General features: G+C 53.8%; 15 protein-coding genes. 8 read left to right on the top strand and 7 right to left on the bottom strand.

All coding sequences use genetic code 11. The annotated features are described in order from the left end of the window. Nucleotides 1-10 precede the first annotated feature (10 nt). From odhB to J2I48_RS21020, 3 genes are all read left to right on the top strand, one after another. Nucleotides 11-1,717: a 2-oxoglutarate dehydrogenase complex dihydrolipoyllysine-residue succinyltransferase gene (odhB, locus tag J2I48_RS21030; RefSeq protein WP_207337475.1), complete on the top strand. Its 1,707-nt coding sequence runs from the start codon at nt 11-13 to the stop codon at nt 1,715-1,717. A gap of 107 nt (nt 1,718-1,824) precedes the next feature. Further along, entirely contained in the window at nt 1,825-2,052 is a 228-nt protein-coding gene (locus tag J2I48_RS21025; RefSeq protein ID WP_207337474.1) for a DUF4177 domain-containing protein, read from the top strand. Next, nucleotides 2,052-2,249 carry a DUF4177 domain-containing protein gene (locus tag J2I48_RS21020; RefSeq protein WP_207337473.1) on the top strand — a complete coding sequence of 66 codons (198 nt, stop codon included), beginning with the start codon at nt 2,052-2,054 and terminating at the stop codon, nt 2,247-2,249. Before J2I48_RS21025 ends, J2I48_RS21020 begins: the two co-directional genes overlap by 1 nt. Nucleotides 2,250-2,265: 16 nt before the next feature. Here the strand turns inward: J2I48_RS21020 and J2I48_RS21015 are convergent, their stop codons facing one another. The 3 genes from J2I48_RS21015 to J2I48_RS21005 form a co-directional block, all read right to left on the bottom strand. After that, complete coding sequence (locus tag J2I48_RS21015) at nt 2,266-3,765, bottom strand: sterol desaturase family protein (protein WP_207337472.1); 1,500 nt, start codon at nt 3,763-3,765, stop codon at nt 2,266-2,268. A gap of 17 nt (nt 3,766-3,782) precedes the next feature. Continuing rightward, nucleotides 3,783-4,151 (bottom strand): hypothetical protein, encoded by a 369-nt coding sequence (locus J2I48_RS21010; protein WP_207337471.1) that lies wholly within the window; start codon nt 4,149-4,151, stop codon nt 3,783-3,785. Nucleotides 4,152-4,215: 64 nt separating this feature from the next. Next, nucleotides 4,216-4,788: a Crp/Fnr family transcriptional regulator gene (locus J2I48_RS21005; protein WP_207337470.1), complete on the bottom strand. Its 573-nt coding sequence runs from the start codon at nt 4,786-4,788 to the stop codon at nt 4,216-4,218. A 258-nt stretch (nt 4,789-5,046) separates the two neighbouring features. On the opposite strand from J2I48_RS21005, the gene lpdA reads away from it, so the two are divergent. After that, nucleotides 5,047-6,447 (top strand): dihydrolipoyl dehydrogenase, encoded by a 1,401-nt coding sequence (gene lpdA / locus J2I48_RS21000; protein WP_207337469.1) that lies wholly within the window; start codon nt 5,047-5,049, stop codon nt 6,445-6,447. Nucleotides 6,448-6,573: 126 nt separating this feature from the next. Here the strand turns inward: lpdA and J2I48_RS20995 are convergent, their stop codons facing one another. Together J2I48_RS20995 and J2I48_RS20990 are read right to left on the bottom strand one after the other, a co-directional pair. Continuing rightward, a complete protein-coding gene (locus tag J2I48_RS20995) occupies nt 6,574-7,308 on the bottom strand; it encodes a phosphatase PAP2 family protein (protein WP_207337468.1) in 735 nt (244 codons plus the stop codon). A 14-nt stretch (nt 7,309-7,322) separates the two neighbouring features. Beyond that, nucleotides 7,323-8,192 carry a diacylglycerol/lipid kinase family protein gene (locus J2I48_RS20990; protein ID WP_207337467.1) on the bottom strand — a complete coding sequence of 290 codons (870 nt, stop codon included), beginning with the start codon at nt 8,190-8,192 and terminating at the stop codon, nt 7,323-7,325. 126 nt (nt 8,193-8,318) lie between these two features. Here J2I48_RS20990 and J2I48_RS20985 point away from each other — a divergent pair, with 126 nt between their 5' ends. Next, nucleotides 8,319-9,293 carry an App1 family protein phosphatidate phosphatase gene (locus tag J2I48_RS20985; RefSeq protein ID WP_207337466.1) on the top strand — a complete coding sequence of 325 codons (975 nt, stop codon included), beginning with the start codon at nt 8,319-8,321 and terminating at the stop codon, nt 9,291-9,293. Nucleotides 9,294-9,370: 77 nt separating this feature from the next. Continuing rightward, entirely contained in the window at nt 9,371-10,729 is a 1,359-nt protein-coding gene (locus tag J2I48_RS20980; RefSeq protein WP_207337465.1) for a M28 family peptidase, read from the top strand. A 68-nt stretch (nt 10,730-10,797) separates the two neighbouring features. Here the strand turns inward: J2I48_RS20980 and J2I48_RS20975 are convergent, their stop codons facing one another. After that, nucleotides 10,798-13,488, bottom strand: a complete 2,691-nt coding sequence (locus tag J2I48_RS20975; protein WP_207337464.1) for a PQQ-dependent sugar dehydrogenase — start codon at nt 13,486-13,488, stop codon at nt 10,798-10,800. A gap of 133 nt (nt 13,489-13,621) precedes the next feature. Between J2I48_RS20975 and J2I48_RS20970 the strand changes: the two genes are divergently transcribed. Continuing rightward, nucleotides 13,622-14,797, top strand: coding sequence for an alpha/beta hydrolase (locus J2I48_RS20970; protein ID WP_207337463.1), 1,176 nt, complete (start codon nt 13,622-13,624; stop codon nt 14,795-14,797). Nucleotides 14,798-14,810: 13 nt separating this feature from the next. On the opposite strand, the gene J2I48_RS20965 is transcribed toward J2I48_RS20970, so the two are convergent. After that, nucleotides 14,811-16,199, bottom strand: a complete 1,389-nt coding sequence (locus J2I48_RS20965) for a TlpA family protein disulfide reductase (RefSeq protein WP_207337462.1) — start codon at nt 16,197-16,199, stop codon at nt 14,811-14,813. A gap of 200 nt (nt 16,200-16,399) precedes the next feature. On the opposite strand from J2I48_RS20965, the gene malQ reads away from it, so the two are divergent. After that, complete coding sequence (malQ, locus tag J2I48_RS20960) at nt 16,400-17,908, top strand: 4-alpha-glucanotransferase (protein ID WP_207337461.1); 1,509 nt, start codon at nt 16,400-16,402, stop codon at nt 17,906-17,908. The last annotated feature ends 49 nt before the right edge of the window (nt 17,909-17,957 follow it).

The following is a 17,957-nucleotide window of genomic DNA, read 5'->3' as shown; positions in this document are numbered from 1 at the left end:
CCCCTTTATTATGGCTATTGAAATTAAAGTCCCCGCAGTGGGTGAGTCCATTACTGAAGTGACGGTGGGCGAATGGTTGAAAAAAGAAGGCGACGTCGTGAAGGTCGATGAGGTGCTCTGTACCCTCGATTCGGACAAAGCCTCGTTTGAACTCCCTGCCGACACGGCCGGTACGTTGCACATTATGGCTCAGGCCGGCGACGTGCTGCCTATTGGTGCCACCATCTGCACGATTGACGAGGGCGGTTCATCGAACGGCGCTGCCCCGGCACCTGCTGCGCAGGCGGCCCCGGCTCCTACGGAACAACCCGTTGCGCCAGCACCGGCCATGACGGCAACGCCCGCCAAACCTGCCGACGAACCTGCTCCAGCGTTGCAGGCGGCCGACCCGTCGGACCGAGCCGAACCCGCTGCTCAGCCCACCATGTCGGCCCCAGCTAGTACCATTGAAGTGAAAATTCCATCGGTGGGTGAGTCGATTACCGAAGTGACTATCGCTGTGTGGAGCAAAAAAGACGGCGACACCGTGGCCATGGACGAAACCCTCTGCGAGTTGGAGTCGGACAAGGCCACGTTTGAACTCCCCGCCGAAGCCGCCGGTACGTTACGCATTGTGGCCGAAGCCGGTGCTACGCTGGCTATTGGTGCCACCATTGCCCGGATCGAAGTTGGTGCGGCTACTGGTGCCACTACCACGGCCCCCGCTGCCCCCGCTCCGCAACAACCCCAGGCGACCAGCTCCGCGCCCCCAGCTACCAATGGCAACGGAAAAGACACCTATGCCGCTAACTATCCGTCGCCCGCTGCCGCCAAAATTCTGGCTGAAAAAGGCGTTGAGGCCTCGCAAGTGCAGGGTACAGGTGTAGACGGACGCATCACGAAAGGTGATGCCCTGTCGGCCAGTCCGGCTCCCGCGCCAGCTCCGCAACCCGCACCAGCCCCTGCGCCACAACCAGCCCTGGCAGCAGCCAAGCCCGCGGCTACCGCGCCCCAGGCCCCCAGCCCCCAGCCCGGCAGTCGTAATCAGCGGCGCGAGAAAATGACCTCGTTGCGCAAGACCATCGCCCGTCGATTGGTGGCCGTGAAAAATGAAACGGCTATGCTCACGACCTTCAACGAGGTCGACATGAAGCCGATCATGGATCTGCGTGGAAAGTATAAAGACAAGTTCAAGGAGAAATATGCGGTGGGTCTCGGCTTCATGTCATTCTTCACCAAAGCCGTTTGCATTGCCCTGCGCGAGTTCCCCGCCGTAAACGCCATGATCGACGGTGATCAATTGGTGTTCAACGACTACTGCGATATCTCCATCGCCGTATCGTCGGAGCGGGGTTTGGTGGTGCCCGTGATTCGGAACGCCGAGCAGATGAGTTTTCCGCAGATCGAGAAAGAAGTGGTGCGGCTGGCGGGTCTGGCGCGTGACAACAAACTGACTATCGAGCAGATGCAGGGCGGCACGTTCACGATCACCAACGGCGGCATTTTCGGGTCTATGCTCTCAACGCCGATCATCAACGCCCCACAGTCGGCCATTCTGGGTATGCACAATATTGTGGAGCGGGCCGTGGTTATCAATGGCCAGATTGAGGTGCGTCCCATTATGTACGTGGCCCTGAGCTACGACCACCGCGTAATCGACGGCAAAGAATCGGTTAGCTTCCTGGTGCGCGTCAAGCAACTCCTCGAAGACCCAACAAGGATCCTGCTGGACGTGTAAAACAAGTTTAAAGTTTAAAGTCTAAGGTTTAAAGTTGGCTGGCGCATAAGTAAGCTAGCGCCAGCCAACTTTAAACCTTAGACTTTAAACTTTAACCTCTCTTTTTTATGCCCTGGGAATATAAGACGTTGAAAACCAAAGTTATGGCGCAGTCGTCGTCTTCATTCTTCTCGAATGACGAGGCGGCTGAAAGTCCGATGATTCCGGCTGAGGTGGTGGAAGATATTCTCAATGAACAGGGTGAACAGGACTGGGAACTGGTAAACTGCGTGCAATTGGGCACGAGTGTGGTAGGCGTTGAGTTGCTGTTTTTATTCAAACGATTCTATGACTAATGACGCAGTGGGAATACATCTCGATCAGCTTCCGCCCCGACCAACTCGATGAGTTTCAGGACAAGCTGAACAAGTTTGGCAACCTAGGCTGGGAGATGGTAGCTATGCAAACCATCGAAGCCAAAAGCATCAGCCTCTTCGACGGTGGCAGCGCCTCGGCAGGCATTGTCGTGGTATTCAAGCGACCCAAAGAGTAAGCACAACTGACTTAGGCTACCGGGTTAATGCGCTCAGAAGGCTGACGTACCCATCGGCGTAATCTTCCGTGAACAGTTTTTCTTTCGGCAACCCGGCATCGGCCAAATAGCGTTTCACGCTGTCTTTCAGTTCAACCGGCCCGCAGATATAACAACTCAGGTCTTTCCATTGATTGACTACAGCCTCAATATCAGGTTGGCTCAATCTATTTACGCCACTAATAAAGTAGCTGACGTTAAATCTGGTGGGAAACTGACTTTGCAGGGTATCCAAGTCATCTTTAAAAATAATCGCGTCTGCTGATTTAGTAGCATAGAGCAGACTGATTTTACTGGCGTTGTCCTGATGAAGCAACGTCTTTATCATGGCATACAAAGGCGTTATACCGCTTCCTCCGGCAACGAATAAATGATTGCCTGAATTTTCGTTGTGGAGTCTAAAGTCACCCACAGGCAATAGCGCCTCAATCTGATCGCCAATTTTGGCTTTATCGGCAAACCAGTTTGTTACTATCCCATGACGTTTTCCCGTTATTCGTAAAAATTTATCCTGACCAGGTGAGCTACTTAGTGAAAATGAACGACGGTATTTGTGGCTATCTATTTCTACGAGTACATCCAGGTATTGCCCAGCATAGTAATTATAAAAAGCAGCATCTGTAGGTTCAAAATAAAGGCTGGTAACATCGACTGTTTCATGAACGATATTACTAATTACCAACTTTCTGTGGTGGGTATTGTTGGTAATCGTTACTTTTTTTCGCTGCTGAATTTCATCAAACACTTTATCGGTATCTTTTAGCTCCGTGCCACAAAACTTATCCCAAAAGCGAATCATCAAACCATAATTGCCATTATACTGCGTGTGGTGCAGATTATGGTGTGTGCTGGTAACTAAATTATTGAAAAGCCAGTATTTCCGAAACCAGGCAGGAAAAAATTCATAACCCAGATGCGATTTAATATTATTGACTGTCCCTATAACCTGCGTTACACCCAGTGCCGCCGCTGAGATTGGAAATATAAAGAACAACGGGGCAATCGCTAGCGTCAGAAAAATAGGTTCTAAAAAATGAAATGAATTGGATGTGTACGGAGATGTATCCAGGCTTTCATGATGTACTGCGTGGATATACTTGTACATACGTTTTGTGTGTAGCCAGCGGTGTATCCAATAAAAAGTGGTATCTGACCATAACAGCAAAACGAATACAATTAATACTTCATACAGCCAACCGTACTTACCAAAATTGGTGTATAGTTTTGTGTAACCACGATTGCTTAAATAAAGAATGCCACCTGTAAACACACCAGCCGCCAGCAGTGATATAATGGTATTTTTTATTTCGAAAGAAAGCTGATGCCAACCTACCCGATTCGAGAGTTGAATACGTTTTTTAGCTATCTTCTTGCTTAGTAGCTTCCAAAAAATGAGGTAAACTACCGTCAGCAGCACCAGCGTAACAGCTAGGCTACCAATGATTGATTTAAGCACTTCTGCGATGGATTCCAGCATGATGTTGATTGGTTGAGTTAGTTTGCCCTGATAAACGTAAAGGATTTAGAAAAAAAATATTTTTTCACTTTGAACGTGAATTCCGTAACTGAGAGCAAACTGATTGATATCTTGAATGTTTCACCCTCCTTGTCTGGATTGAGTAAGACACCATTGTAAAGGTTGGTTTTCGTATCAAAAACCAGATCTTTAAACACAAGCTTCCCGTTATGGTCTCTACCAACCAATTTGCCGTTCAGCAATACTATTTCTACTTGCTTGTCTTTATGATCTCTATCTGCCCACTTGCCAATTAAGGCGTTTTGAGAGAACGCAGCTAGCGTACTCAAACACAGCGCAATGGTGAGCGATACAATTAGACGTGAGGGTTGCCGGGGCGCTTTCATGAACTTTTGGCCTGAGTTGACAGGCAAAAGTCGTGGCTAAAAAAGTAAGCGCACTTCACATTTGTTACTTAATCTGCTTTCTTATCCGGCTAAGGCTTTGCGGTTTAATGCCCAAAAAAGAAGCTATATAGAGAAGCGGAATATTTTGTACTAGCTGAGGTTGTGAATCAAGCATCTTTTTGTATCGTTGTTCTGCACTGAGCGTTGCCAGGTCTTTTGCTCTATAGTCTGGTGCCGACAACGCTTGTTGAATCATGGCCAAGCTGAAATCTCTGAAAACTTCGCTTTTGCCTATCAGTTCTTTAGTATTCGTATATGATATTCTCAATAAATCACAATCAGTTATGCATTCTACGTTCTCAGTACTTTTTGTTTGGTTGATGAGCGCGTTGAATGATGCGATAAAACCGTTTGGTGAGCCAAAAAAGCTAGTTTGCTCATAGCCGTTGTCATCGTAGTAGAATAGACGCATGTAGCCGGCGTTGATAAAATAAAGATATTTTGGCACTTTATTTTCTTCCTCTATAATAGTGTTTCTGGAAATTGTCATGTGCTCAAAATAATACTCGTAAAACTGCACTTCTTCCGGTGGGAGACTGACCATCGACGCTATGTTTTTAAATACGTTCTCTTTCATTTTGGTTAGTAGTTGACAATTTTTTCTACTTAAATGTTGGGGAAAGTGTCTTTTCGAGTTACGTCTGTTCAGAGCCTTTCCTACGGGTAAGCGTTGAGCAAATATAGTTTAGGCGGCTTACTCATAGGTAGATTGACAATGGCGTTGGCGGCTGATTGCCCCACTCTATACAAAGTGTTGCCTGCACATCGCTACGCATCGAATTCCGAACCAATTTTGCTTCGGCAACGCTTATTAAATAGCTAATTCGCAACATTTATGGAATACGACGTTATCGTTATCGGTTCGGGACCGGGCGGTTATACTGGGGCCATTCGGTGTGCCCAACTGGGCCTGAAAACGGCCATTATTGAAAAATACAACACCCTCGGCGGCACCTGCCTTAACGTGGGTTGTATTCCCTCGAAGGCCCTTCTGGATTCATCAGAGCACTTTTTCAACGCCAGCCACACCTTCGCCGAACACGGTATCAAGCTCGACCACCTGGCCGTCGACCTGCCGCAGATGATTACCCGCAAGCAGGATGTGGTCGACCAAACCACCAAGGGCATTGTCTTTCTGATGAAGAAAAACAAGATCGATACCTATTATGGCGTCGGTTCGTTTGTGGATGCGCATACGGTGAAGATTGCCAAAACGGAAGGGGGTGAAGAAACCATTTCGGGTAAGAACATCATCATCGCCACTGGTTCAAAGCCGATGTCGTTTCCGTCGATGCCGCTGGACAAGAAGCGCGTCATCACCAGCACCGAAGCCCTAAAACTGACCGAAATTCCGAAGCACATGATTATCATCGGTGCGGGCGTAATCGGGGCCGAACTGGGGTCGGTATATGCCCGGCTGGGGGCTAAAGTGTCCTTCGTGGAGTTCGCCGATTCGATGATTCCGACCATGGACAAGACCATGGGAAAGGAACTTCAGAAGGCCGTGAAAAAGCTGGGTGCTGATTTCTATTTTAACCACAAAGTCACGAAAGTAGAAAATACCGGCAGCGAAGTGGTCGTGTCGGTGGAAACACCAAAAGGGGAAACCATCACCATGACCGGCGACTATTGCCTTGTTTCTGTAGGCCGCAAACCCTACACGGATGGCCTGAACCTGGAAGCGGCGGGCTTGGCTGTGGATGGGCGCGGTAAGATCGAGGTCGATGACCACCTACAAACCAAAGTGCCTCATATCTACGCCCTCGGCGATGTGATTCGGGGGGCAATGCTGGCGCACAAAGCCGAAGAAGAAGGCGTGTTTATTGCCGAAACTATTGCCGGGCAGAAGCCGCACGTGAACTACCTGCTCATTCCGAACGTGGTATACACCTGGCCGGAAGTGGCCGCTGTGGGCTATACCGAAGAAGAACTGAAGAACAAGGGCATGGCCTACAAAGTGGGTTCATTTCCCTTTAAAGCCCTGGGCCGTGCGCGCGCGTCGATGGATATCGATGGGCTAGTGAAGGTGCTGGCCGACAAAGAAACCGACGAACTGCTGGGCGTACACATTATTGGTCCGCGCGCCGCTGACATGATTGCCGAAGCGGTGATGGCTATGGAGTTCCGTGCCTCGGCTGAAGACGTGTCGCGCATTTCGCACGCCCACCCCACCTACACCGAAGCCTTCAAAGAAGCCTGCCTGGTGGCTACCGACAACCGGGCAATTAATATGTGAGTGGGTGGTCATTGGTCATTCGCTGCGCCCGCACCGGCGTACCGGTCATTCGATAGTCATTCAGTAGTAAAAACAATGAATGACTATCGAATGACCGGTACGCCGGTGCGGGCGCAGCGTAATGACTTACTTCCGTTGCCATTCCGAGAGGATGATGCCTACACTAAGCCAGGCGATGCCCAGCAGGTAGCCGCCCAGCACGTCGCTGAGGAAGTGAACGCCCAGATAGATGCGGCTAAACCCCACAGTTAGGATTAAACAGACAGCAACTAATCCCATCAGTAGCCGCGCTGTGGCGGAACGTAGCCGGCGGATGGCCCAGTAGGCTAGCAGTCCGTAGAGGGTCATCGACACCGCTGAATGGCCGCTGGGAAACGAGTAGCCCACCTCCGGGTAATAGGCCACCTCCTGCGGACGAGGACGGATGAACGTACGCTTGCCCACCTGCACAAAGAGCGATACTCCGCCCAGCAAGAGCCAAAGAATCAGGGCGTTACGCCGCTGACGTTGCCACAGTAGCACAATTGATCCAAGCAATGTAAACCCCACCGTGGCGGGGCGTGACCCAAACCAGGTGATGCCATAAAACAGCTGACTCAACCGGCTCGACCGGCCCTGAAACAGCCAGTGCGTAAACAGGTTGTCGATCTGCACCATCGGCTCGGCCTTGACAATATTTTCGGCCACTTCCGACAACAGCAGGCCCGTACCCACCAATAGCCCAAGCAGCCCCGTGAGTGGTAGTCCGGTAAATTCGTCAGTCGATAATCGTTTGGCTAGCCAGTGCGTGGCGGTGGGGTAGCGGGTGGCTATCTGGCCGAACCGGCGTTGCAGGAGGGTGTTGAGTTGAGCGGTTGTCATGTGGTCGACCAGGGTTATGACGGAGGAACCATCATGGGCAGTTGCCCCGGTCTGATCTGCGCCCGTACCTCAGTTACCCGCCCCTGATATTCGCCGTCAATCTGGAAATAGGCTTTCCGTCGGGTGGTGATATGAACCGATTGCGTGGGAATGATATCCACCACTTTAGGGTCGAAGGGGGCGTGTTGCCAGAACATGGTCAGCAATGCCCAGATAGACAACCGGCGCACAATGACTACTTCAAAAACCCCATCGTCCAGCTTGCCATCCGGGTTTATAACCGCCCCGGTGCCGTAGCCTCGAGCGTTGGCCAGCACCACCATGATGGCGGCACGGTGGATGATTTCGTCGCCCATTTTAAGGCTGACTTTCAGCAATCGGTGGCGTAGCAACACCCGCAATGCCCCACGCGCATAGCCCAGTTTACCCCGCCAGTTGTTTTGCTGGTAATAGTTGACCAGCTGCGCGTTCATGCCTATGTCACTCATATGCAGGCAGTTATCAGCATCGTCAACGCAAATGGTGTCGAGTAGTTTGGTATGGCCATTCACTACCACGTCCAGTGCTTCGTCGATGGTTGGGGGAATGCCCAGCTCAAAGGCCAGACCATTGGCCGACCCTGCCGGAAGAATGCCCATGGGCGTGTTGGTGCCCAGTACTTCTTCGGCCACGAGTTTCACGGTGCCATCGCCCCCCACGGCCACCACCCGGTCGGGCTTAGTTGTGCGTATAGCATCGCGGAGAAGCAGGTCGTCGCCCTGACCGGTAAGGATCAGTAAATGAGCCGTGTGATTAAACTGTTGGCAGAAGGTCTGGATAGCCTGTTCTGTATCAGTTTTATCTTTTCCACCGGAAACCGGGTTTATAGCAAAGAGGATAGTCAATCGGGCTATTTTTTAGCGTGAAAGGCAACTTCATCTGCCGACGTCCTTATCAACACAACGTTACCATAGCCTTATAAACTAGTTATGCGCTTTTTAGGTGGCTGGCGAGCCTTTTTTCTACGAACAATGCGACTGACCGGCCAGCCGGCGGTGAAGGTCTATCGCGGTTTTGGCACCCCTACACAGTTGACCATACAGGGGCATGTGTTGGCACTTAGCCCCCTGCCGCAACGCCATTATCAGCAACGTCTCTGGACCAATATGGTCGATATGCTCCGGCTCTTCATGGTTCGGCCTATGGCTCAGGTTGAGGTACGCTTGCAGGGTACCAACGTAATGGCCACAACTGATGTAGATGGCTTTTTCCGCTTCGACTGGCAACCCGCCGCGCCACTCTTGCCAGGCTGGCATCCGGTTCAGGTCGACCTGATTCGTGGCTCAGCCAAAGAGGCAGTAGTTACCGGCACGGGCGATGTATACGTGCCCTACGCCACCCAGTATGGCTTTATCTCGGATATTGACGACACCTTTCTGATTTCACATTCGGCCACCAAGCTAAAACGGCTACGCGTGTTGCTCTTCCGAAATGCCCACGGACGAATGCCGTTTGACGGTGTCGTGCGGCATTATCAGGCCCTGAGTCTGGCCGGTACCAACGCTGATCAGCCCAATCCATTTTTCTACGTGTCGAGCAGCGAGTGGAACCTGTACGATTACCTCAGCGCGTTTTTGCAGAAGCACCAACTACCCGTGGGGGTGCTAATGCTGAGCCAGTTAAAGCGATTTAGCCAGCTACGCCAAACTGGCCAAAATAAGCACCTGACCAAACTCGACCGAATTGCCCGCATTCTGGCAGCCTATCCCCACCACCGATTTGTGCTGCTCGGCGACGACACCCAGGCCGACCCGCATATCTACGCCAGCGTGGTGAAGCATCATGCCACTCAAATCCGTTGTGTGTATCTCCGGCAGGTAGGACCGGCAAAAAAGGCGGAGGTACTAGCTACGATTGCTCCTATAGAAGCGGCTGGCATACCCTGCTGCTATTTTAAACACAGCGCCGAAGCAATGCAGCACTCGTCGACCATAGGGTTGATCTAGGTTTTGGGCTGGAAAGTGGCCGCGCTGTTTGTTGTCTACGTGCCGTATCTTGCTCATTCACGATAGACAACCACGTCATGAAAACATTCTTTACGCTCTGTTTAAGCCTGTCTACGCTCGGTGCCAGCGCTCAAAACGCCGATTCCGTTACCATCAGGATGATGTATAATGAGGCCCTGGGTAAGGGCAAAGCCTACGAATGGCTGCGGTACCTGACCAAGCAGGTGGGGCCACGGCTGAGTGGGTCGGCCAATGGGCAGAAGGCAGTAGACTGGGCCAAACAGGTGATGGAAAAGGAAGGTTTCGACCGGGTGTTTTTGCAGGAGGTGATGGTGCCGCACTGGGTACGTGGTGCCAAAGAAGAAGCTTATTTCACGGTTGGAAAACAGAAGACAACGGTGCCGATTCTGGCCCTCGGCGGGTCGGTAGCTACGCCGCCCAGGGGAATCGAGGCGGGCGTGATTGAAGTGACTTCGTTTCCCCAGTTGCGGGCTATAGACCCGGCGCAGGTGAAGGGAAAGATCGTCTTTTTCAACCGCCCCATGGACCCCACTAAAATCAATACATTCGAGGCCTATGGCGGGGCCGTAGACCAGCGTGCCAACGGGGTCAATGAAGCCGCCAAACTCGGTGCCGTAGGCGTGATTGTGCGGTCCATGACCAACGTCCGTGACGACAACCCCCATACGGGTGGGCTGCGCTATGCCACGGGCGTGCCCCTGATTCCGGGGGCGGCCATCAGCACCAACGGCGCCGACCGCCTCAGCGAAGCCCTGCGCCAGAACCCCGCGCTGACCTTCTTTTTCAAACAAAACTGCGAAACCCTGCCCGATGCCAAATCATACAACGTGATCGGCGAACTGCGCGGTACCGAGAAACCCGACGAAATCATTGTGGTAGGCGGCCACCTCGACTCGTGGGACGTGGCCGAAGGGGCACATGACGATGGCACCGGCTGTGTGCAGTCGATGGAGGTGTTGCGGTTGTTTAAAGCACTGGGAATCAAGCCAAATCGGACGATCCGGGCAGTGCTGTTTGCCAACGAAGAGAACGGCCTGCGCGGCGGGGTGGCCTATGCCGATATGGCCAAAACGAAGAACGAGAAGCACATTGCGGCCATCGAATCAGACGCGGGTGGGTTTACGCCCCGTGGCTTTGGCATCGTGGGCACCTCTGCCCAGCGCGAGAAAGTAACCCCCTGGAAACCCCTGTTGGCCCCCTACGGCCTCACCGACATTGGCGCGGGCAGCGGTGGCGCCGACATTGGCCCGCTGGCGCAGTCGGGTACGGTGCTCTTTGGTTTCAAACCCGATTCGCAGCGCTATTTCGACTACCACCACACCACTGTCGACCGGTTTGAGGCCGTCAGCCAGCGCGAACTCGAACTCGGCGCCGCCTCCATGGCCGCGCTAACGTACCTGCTGGACAGGTATTGAATTACGATGTACGAGTTACGACTCCCGCGTCAGCCCAAATCGTAAGTTGTACATCGTAAATCAATACGCTATTTTTCAAACGTCACACTCTCCAGCGAAACCAGGTTTGCTTTGGGGTCGTCGGGTTTACGGAAGATGAAATAAAGGTCTTGCTTGCCGGTGGTGGGCTGAATGGTCGCCCGGACGTTGGCAAACGTGCGCCAGTCGCCGGTGGCGGTGTAAGGGGTCGTGCTGATGACGGGGCCGGTGGGTGATCCGGTTCGTATTTCGAGCGTAGCGCCGTGATCTTTGGCTCCATAGCGGTAGGTCACGTCCGTGATGCCGGTGAGGTCAACGCCTTTCAACGCGAAAGAAGACCCATCGTGGGCACTGCCCAGCCGCTTGCCCTGCCGCTCAATATTGTGCAGGTCGGTAGCCTCGGCGGCGGCGAAACGCGTTGGACGTAGCAGGAGCGTTTCAGACGTGGTCATGGGCGTGATGGCCCCGCCCCGGTCGGTGTAGGAGGCCGTGAGGATATAGCGGCCGTTCTGGTCGGTGCCCTGGTGGGCAGCTAAATCAACAGTCCCCGCTTGCGGCAGTTTGGAGGCCGTAGGTTCATTGCCCAGCGACATAATGTACTTCACCATCTCGGTAGTTTCGTCGCGCGAGAGCTGGGGGTGGGCGCTCATGGCGTGTTCGCCCCAGACGCCGCCGCCACCCGTAATGATCTTGTTGGCCAGTTTGGCGGTGGCCGTCTTGTCGTCGCGGTATTTCTTCGATATCTCCGTGAACGCTGGCCCCACCGACTTGGCCGCCACCTGATGGCAGGCTTTACAGTCGCTGCCCGCAATGAGCGATTTGCCCAGGTTATAGGTCGCCGAAAGTTGCTGATGGCCCAGTTGGGGGCTATTATCGGCTACTTTCGGAATGTAATTCAGGGCTACGTTCACCCGTTTTTTGTCGATGAGCTTGTCTTCATTGTCTTTCACCATCACGTTGTAAACCAACGTTTTCTGGTTGGGGAAGAAGAACGTTTTGTTATCGGTTGTGCTGATCGCTACCTGCGGCAGGGTGTTGCCCACCCGGATGGTCAGCGTGTCGACGTCTTTGCGTCCGGCCCCATCAGTGGCGGTGAGGCGCACTTTATAGATGCCGTTTTTGCGGAACGTATGCGTGGGCGTAGCGGCTACCGTAGGGGTCTTTTCGCCCTCGAACTGCCAGGAATAGGCGAGCTGATCGGCCTTGTCGTAGTCATAGCTGCCATTGCCGAAAGCCACCGTAAGCGGGGCTAGGCCAATGGTGTCTTTAGCCGTGATTTTGGCCACCGGCGCGCGGTTGCCGGGATTGAAATCGAGCCGAACCAGCCGGGCATCGTCGTTGTCGATACCGTAGACCGAGCCGTATTCGAGCATGTAGATAGACCCCTCCGGCCCGATTTCCATATCGACAGGACGCCGGAAATCACCCGTTTTGGGCATAAAGGCCTCCATCGATTGGTAGTTCTGGTTCTCGTCGAGGCGGACCGCCATTACCCAGTTGCGCATCCAGTCATACATAAAAAGGGCCTTGTCGTAATAGACGGGCAGTTTGGTAGTCGATTTTAGCGCCGCGCTGTAATGATACGTTGGGCCACCCATGGCGCAACGACCACCTACTCCCAGTTGCGGAAACTCATCGGATTTACCATACGGATACCAGACCATGGGTTTGTGAACCGGCGGCAGGGTTTTGGCTCCCGTATTATTGGGCGACTCGTTAACCGGCGCGGCAGGGTCGAACAGCGCATCTACGGTTTTGGTGGCAAAATCGTAGTGGTGGTAGGGCTTGCTGTCGCCCACGAAATAGGGCCAGCCGTAGTTGCCCGCCTGTTTGGCCTGGTTGAATTCGTCGTAGCCGCGTGGTCCCTGTGGCCCGTCTACGCCCGAATCGGGGCCAATTTCGCCCCAGTACACCGTGGAGGTGGCCGTGTCGACAGAGATGCGGTAAGGGTTGCGGCAGCCCATCACAAAAATCTCGGGACGGGTGCCAGAAGTGCCTTTGGCAAACAGGTTGCCGTTGGGCACGGTGTAGTTGCCGTCCAGGTCGACGGTGATGCGCAGGATTTTACCCCGCAGATCGTTCGGGTTTCCCGCCGACCGTTGGGCATCGTACACCAGCCGCCCCGGTTGCGCGTCGATGGGCGCAAAGCCCTGTGATTCAAAAGGTACGGTATTGTCGCCGGTGGAAATAAACAGGTTGCGGTGGGCATCCCAGGCCATAGAACCACCCGTGTGGGCGCTCACTTCCAGGTCGATGGGAAACTCGATCACCACTTTTTCACTAGCCAGGTCAAGGGTGTTGTCGTTGGCTACGGTGAAACGGGCAATGCGTTGTTTGGTTTTGTCGCCGTCCTGCGTGGTGTAAAAGAAATAGAGGTAGGGGTGCCGCGCAAAATCGGGGTCGATGGTGATGCCCAGCAGGCCATTGAGGTATTTCTCGACGGCTTTTACGGGAAAATCATGCAGCAGCCGGGTCTTGCGGGTGGTGGGGTCATACATATAAAACTTGCCCGCCCGTTCCACAAAAAACACCCGTCCGTCGGGGGCCACGGCCAGTTCCATGGGTTCGTTGAGGTCATTGAAAAGTACCGTTTTGGTGAACCGGTTTTCGTCGGGGCGATTGGTCGTATCCGCCACAAACTGACCTGACTTCGGCAATAGTTGGGGCTTATCAGTAGCTGGCGTTTGCAGACCAAAAAGGGTTAGTGCTACCAGGCCGAGGGGGTATAACCAGGTTGTCATATTGGAGCGGTTTTGTAGGCTCAAAGGGCTTACGGCGCACTTTTTACCCCCTGCTTAGTGAAGCAACGTGCCCTCAGACATGGGTAAGCCGCTATCTCCATTCGCTTTCAGTGCCGTGCCAACAACTACCCTTATGCAAGTTAAGTTAGTGTCGTTACTCATTGTTTGTCAGGTACTTATGTGCTTGGTAGTTGTTGCTCAGCCGAATGCTGCCCAACCAGATCTGCGGCAGGGCAAGTACTACTCTGAAAAGAAGGGTGCACGTCAGCTACGCAAAACGGCCCGATTATATACCGACCGGTCAAGTTGGGAAACGCAGGCCGCCCTGATTCGGCAGGGGCTGCGCGAGGGTATGGAACTACCCGCCCAACCGGCCTTTGCCCCGCTGCAACCCATTCGCCACAGCCTGCGCACCATGAATGGCTACACGGTAGAAAACGTGGCCTTTGAGAGCCTGCCGGGCATTTTCGTGACGGGCAATCTGTACCGACCGCTGAATCAGGCTGGTAAGCTGGCGGCGGTGCTTTGCCCACACGGCCACGCCAAAGAGCAGAACGCCCGTTTTGCGGAACAAACCCAGCAGCGCTGCGCCACCATGGCCCGGATGGGCGCGGTAGTGTTTGTCTATGATATGCTCGACTACGGCGACTCGAAACAGTGCATACACAAGCTACCCAAAGCCCTGAAGCTGCAAGCCCTGAATGGCATCCGGGCACTCGATTTCCTCACCAGCCTCCCCGACGTAGACACGGCCCGCGTAGGCATGTCGGGAGAATCGGGTGGGGGGACGCAGACGTTTTTGCTGGCCGCGCTGGACAACCGCGTGAAGGTGTCGGTGCCGGTGGTGATGGTGTCGTCGTATTTTTTTGGGGGCTGCGCCTGCGAAAGCGGGATGCCCATTCACAAGCGGCCCACCCACGAGACCAACAACGTAGAGCTGGCCGCCCTGGCCGCACCCCGTCCCCTGTTGCTGGTATCGGACGGGGGCGACTGGACCAAGAACACCCCCACGGTTGAGTATCCCTTTGTGCAACGAATTTATGGTTTCTATGGAGCCACGGCCAACGTCGAAAACGTGCATTTGGCTACCGAAAAGCACGATTATGGCCCCGGCAAGCGCGCCGCCGCCTACCGTTTCCTGGCCAAACACCTGGGCCTCGACCTGAACCGAATTCTGACAAACGGCCAGATCGACGAATCGCCCAACACCCTGCTCACCCCCACCGACCTGGCCGTTTTCTCCCTCGAACACCCCCGCCCCGCCCATGCCCTCGTGGGCGATGAGGCGGTGATGGCAGCGCTGAAGTGAGGTTTCAGCAAACTCATTTCAACGCCGCATCGAGCATAGTGCGGATGGCGGCGGTGCTAGGGCGGGGAGCGTCAGTCGAAATCATTTTACCCGCCTTGTTAATCACCAGATAACGAGGTATTGACTTAATTTTGAGGTTTTTAGCTACCGAGGAGGTGAAATCTTTGGGCAACAGGTAGCTGTCTGATGCTGCCAGGCCGATACCCTTCATGGCAGTTTCCCAGGCGGCGGGTACCTTGTCCATCGACACGTAGATAAACCGTACGCCTTTGGGAGCGTAGACAGCCTGCAAGGCCTTCGAGGCGGGCATTTCTTCGCGGCAGGGACCACACCAACTAGCCCAGAAGTCCACGTAGGTAACGGCAGCGGCGGTGGTGGCTTCGCGGAAGGAGACAGGCTTCTTGGCAGTGGTCAGCAAGGTACCCTCCGAAACCGGCATCTGCCTGAAAGCAAGCAGATTTTGGATGTATTCTTTGAGCGCAGGTGTCTGGCAGTCGGTTATAAAACGCGTAACCACAGAGTCTGCTTCGGCTTTAGTAGGGGATGGATCATACCAATTCAGCAATCCACCAATGGCGTTGCGGAACTGTATATAATCGCGGGTAGGCCCTTTGTATAGCTGATTGCTAAGCTCATAGCATTGAGTAAGGGTTATCTTCTTTACACCACTGACATTGGCTAACTGTTGAAAGACACACATGCCCGCCCCCGATAGGTAGTCTGACAAGTAGATAAGCGAATCATTTTGATAGTTGGTCGACAGAGCAGCAAGTTTAGCCCGGTAGGGGTGCGGGGCTAACCCTAGCGGTGCCATGAGCAACCGATTTAAAAAATTGAATTTGTAGTAGTTGGCCCATCGTTGTACGTCGGCGGCTGATAGCTGATGCTGCGCGGCATAGCTTCGCAAAAACGCCTGTTGTTTTGTTTCCGCTGCCCGAATCAGTGTTTCCCGTTTCTGTGGGTTTTTTTCGTTAAAAAAGTGGTAGCTAAAAAAATCAGGTATACTAGCAGATGGGTCAACGTGTTGGCGATAAGCCACGTCGACATTCAGAGCGTGGTCGCGTTGGGCATTTTCTGAATGGGCTTTCCAACGTTTTAGTGTTGAGTCGAACACCAGTCGAACCGTTTCCGGTTTGTCAAACAGATACACCACCCGATGGTATTCATCCAGTACCTGAACAGGCAGCGCCATTCTGTTTACTCCTGCCGCTAAAGGAACCCCCTCGAGATGATCAACACGAGTCAGGTGCAAGGGTTGGTCGTTGAGCTTTTCTTTACCAGCCATGATTTTCACGGTTGGCTTTTCCACGAAAATAGTGACCGAGTCGGGGGTGGTTTGGGCCGTGATGCGTTGGGCCGAAAGGGCAACCCATAAGAGGAATAAGTACCGAAAACAGGGCATGGGTAGGAGTGAGGTTTGAGAAATCGTGGACTTAAACAAAGACGCAATTGGCTCTGGCAAAGACAATAGACAGATTCGGTGGTGGTGCAAACTATTCGCTTGGGTGTGAAGTTGAAGGAGGTAGGTTTTATCAGAAACGACGGGTTACTTAACGCGGTATACTCACCTGATAAAAATCTGTTACTCAACGACTTCACTTCATGTTGCAACTTCGTCAGAGCGGTATCCTGCTCCACATTACGTCGCTGCCCTCGCCTCACGGTGTGGGTGATCTTGGCCCCGAAGCGTACCGATTCGCTGATTTTCTGGCCAGCACCGGACAAACCTACTGGCAAATTCTGCCGCTTACCCCCCTCGACCCTGGCGCGGGTTTTTCGCCCTACAGTAGCCCATCGGCGTTTGCTGGTAACACGCTCATGATCAGCTTCGACAGGCTGGTTGAGCAAGGTCTGCTGCCCGTTGGAGAAGTGGCCGAACTCGCCGCCGAATGGCAAAACACGGAAGCGTCGATGGCCACGGCCTGGTCGAAGAAACAACCGCTGCTGCGCCGGGCCGCCGAAACCTTTGTGGAGCAGGGCCTGACCACGGCGGGCCTGGGCTTCGACACGTTCTGCTACCAGCAGGCCCAATGGCTCGACGATTACGCCCTGTTTGTAGCCTTGCAACAAGACCTGAACATTCCGACCTGGAACAACTGGCCCGATGCCCTGGTGCGCCGCGATGCCGATGAACTAACGGCACAAACCGAACGGCTGGCTCACGAGATACTGATTGTCAAGGTATTACAGTATTTATTCTATCAGCAGTGGAACGACCTGATCAATTATTGCTACGCCCGGAAAATCCACATCGTTGGCGATATTCCGATCTACGTACAGCAAAACAGTGCCGACGTCTGGGGCAATAAAACCCTGTTTAAACTAGACGAAGGCGGCCTGCCGCTTTTCGTAGCTGGCGCCCCACCCGACTATTTTTCTGCCGACGGGCAGCGCTGGGGCAACCCGATTTATGACTGGGCCGAACACGAACGCACAGGTTTTGCCTGGTGGATTCGGCGGATGCGGCACCAGATGTCGCTCTATAGCCTCACCCGTCTCGACCACTTTCTGGGCTTCGAGACGTACTGGGAAATTCCAGCTACGGAACCAACGGCCAAAGTGGGTACGTGGGTGAAGGCCCCTATCGAGGCGTTTATTCAGGCCATGTACCGGCAGTTTGTACAGTTACCCCTCATTGCCGAAGACCTGGGGGCACGGTCGGCCGAAATCCAGCCTTTTTTGCGGCATTATGGCATTCCGGGTATGCGCGTGGCCCAGTTTGGCTTCGGCGACGACCTGCCCACCTCGTCGCATATTGTGCATAACCACACGCTCAACAACGTGGTCTACACGGGCACCCACGACAATAATACCACGCTGGGCTGGTTCCGGCAGGGGGCCGACGACCTGCGCCAACGGCTGAACGAGTACTTCGGTGTGCTTGTAACGGAAGAAAACGTGGTGTCGCTTATTGCGCGGATGACCCTTCAGTCCACGGCGCGGTTGGCCATTTTGCCCATTCAGGACGTGCTGAATCTGAACGAAGAACACCGCATGAACACCCCCGGTCTGGGTGGTTACAGCTGGCAATGGCGCCTGAAACCCGGCCAACTCACCCCCGAAGCGGGAGAGCAACTGCTGGCCCTGACCAAAATGACCGGCCGGGCCTAATTAGCCCCGCCTTAGCACTGACTATCACCCGCTCGTGCGTCCGCCAGGT

It is taken from the genome of Fibrella aquatilis, assembly GCF_017353255.1.
Taxonomy (GTDB): domain Bacteria; phylum Bacteroidota; class Bacteroidia; order Cytophagales; family Spirosomataceae; genus Fibrella; species Fibrella aquatilis.
Note: the sequence above shows the minus strand (reverse complement) of the source record. Positions and strands in the feature narration are given on the sequence as shown.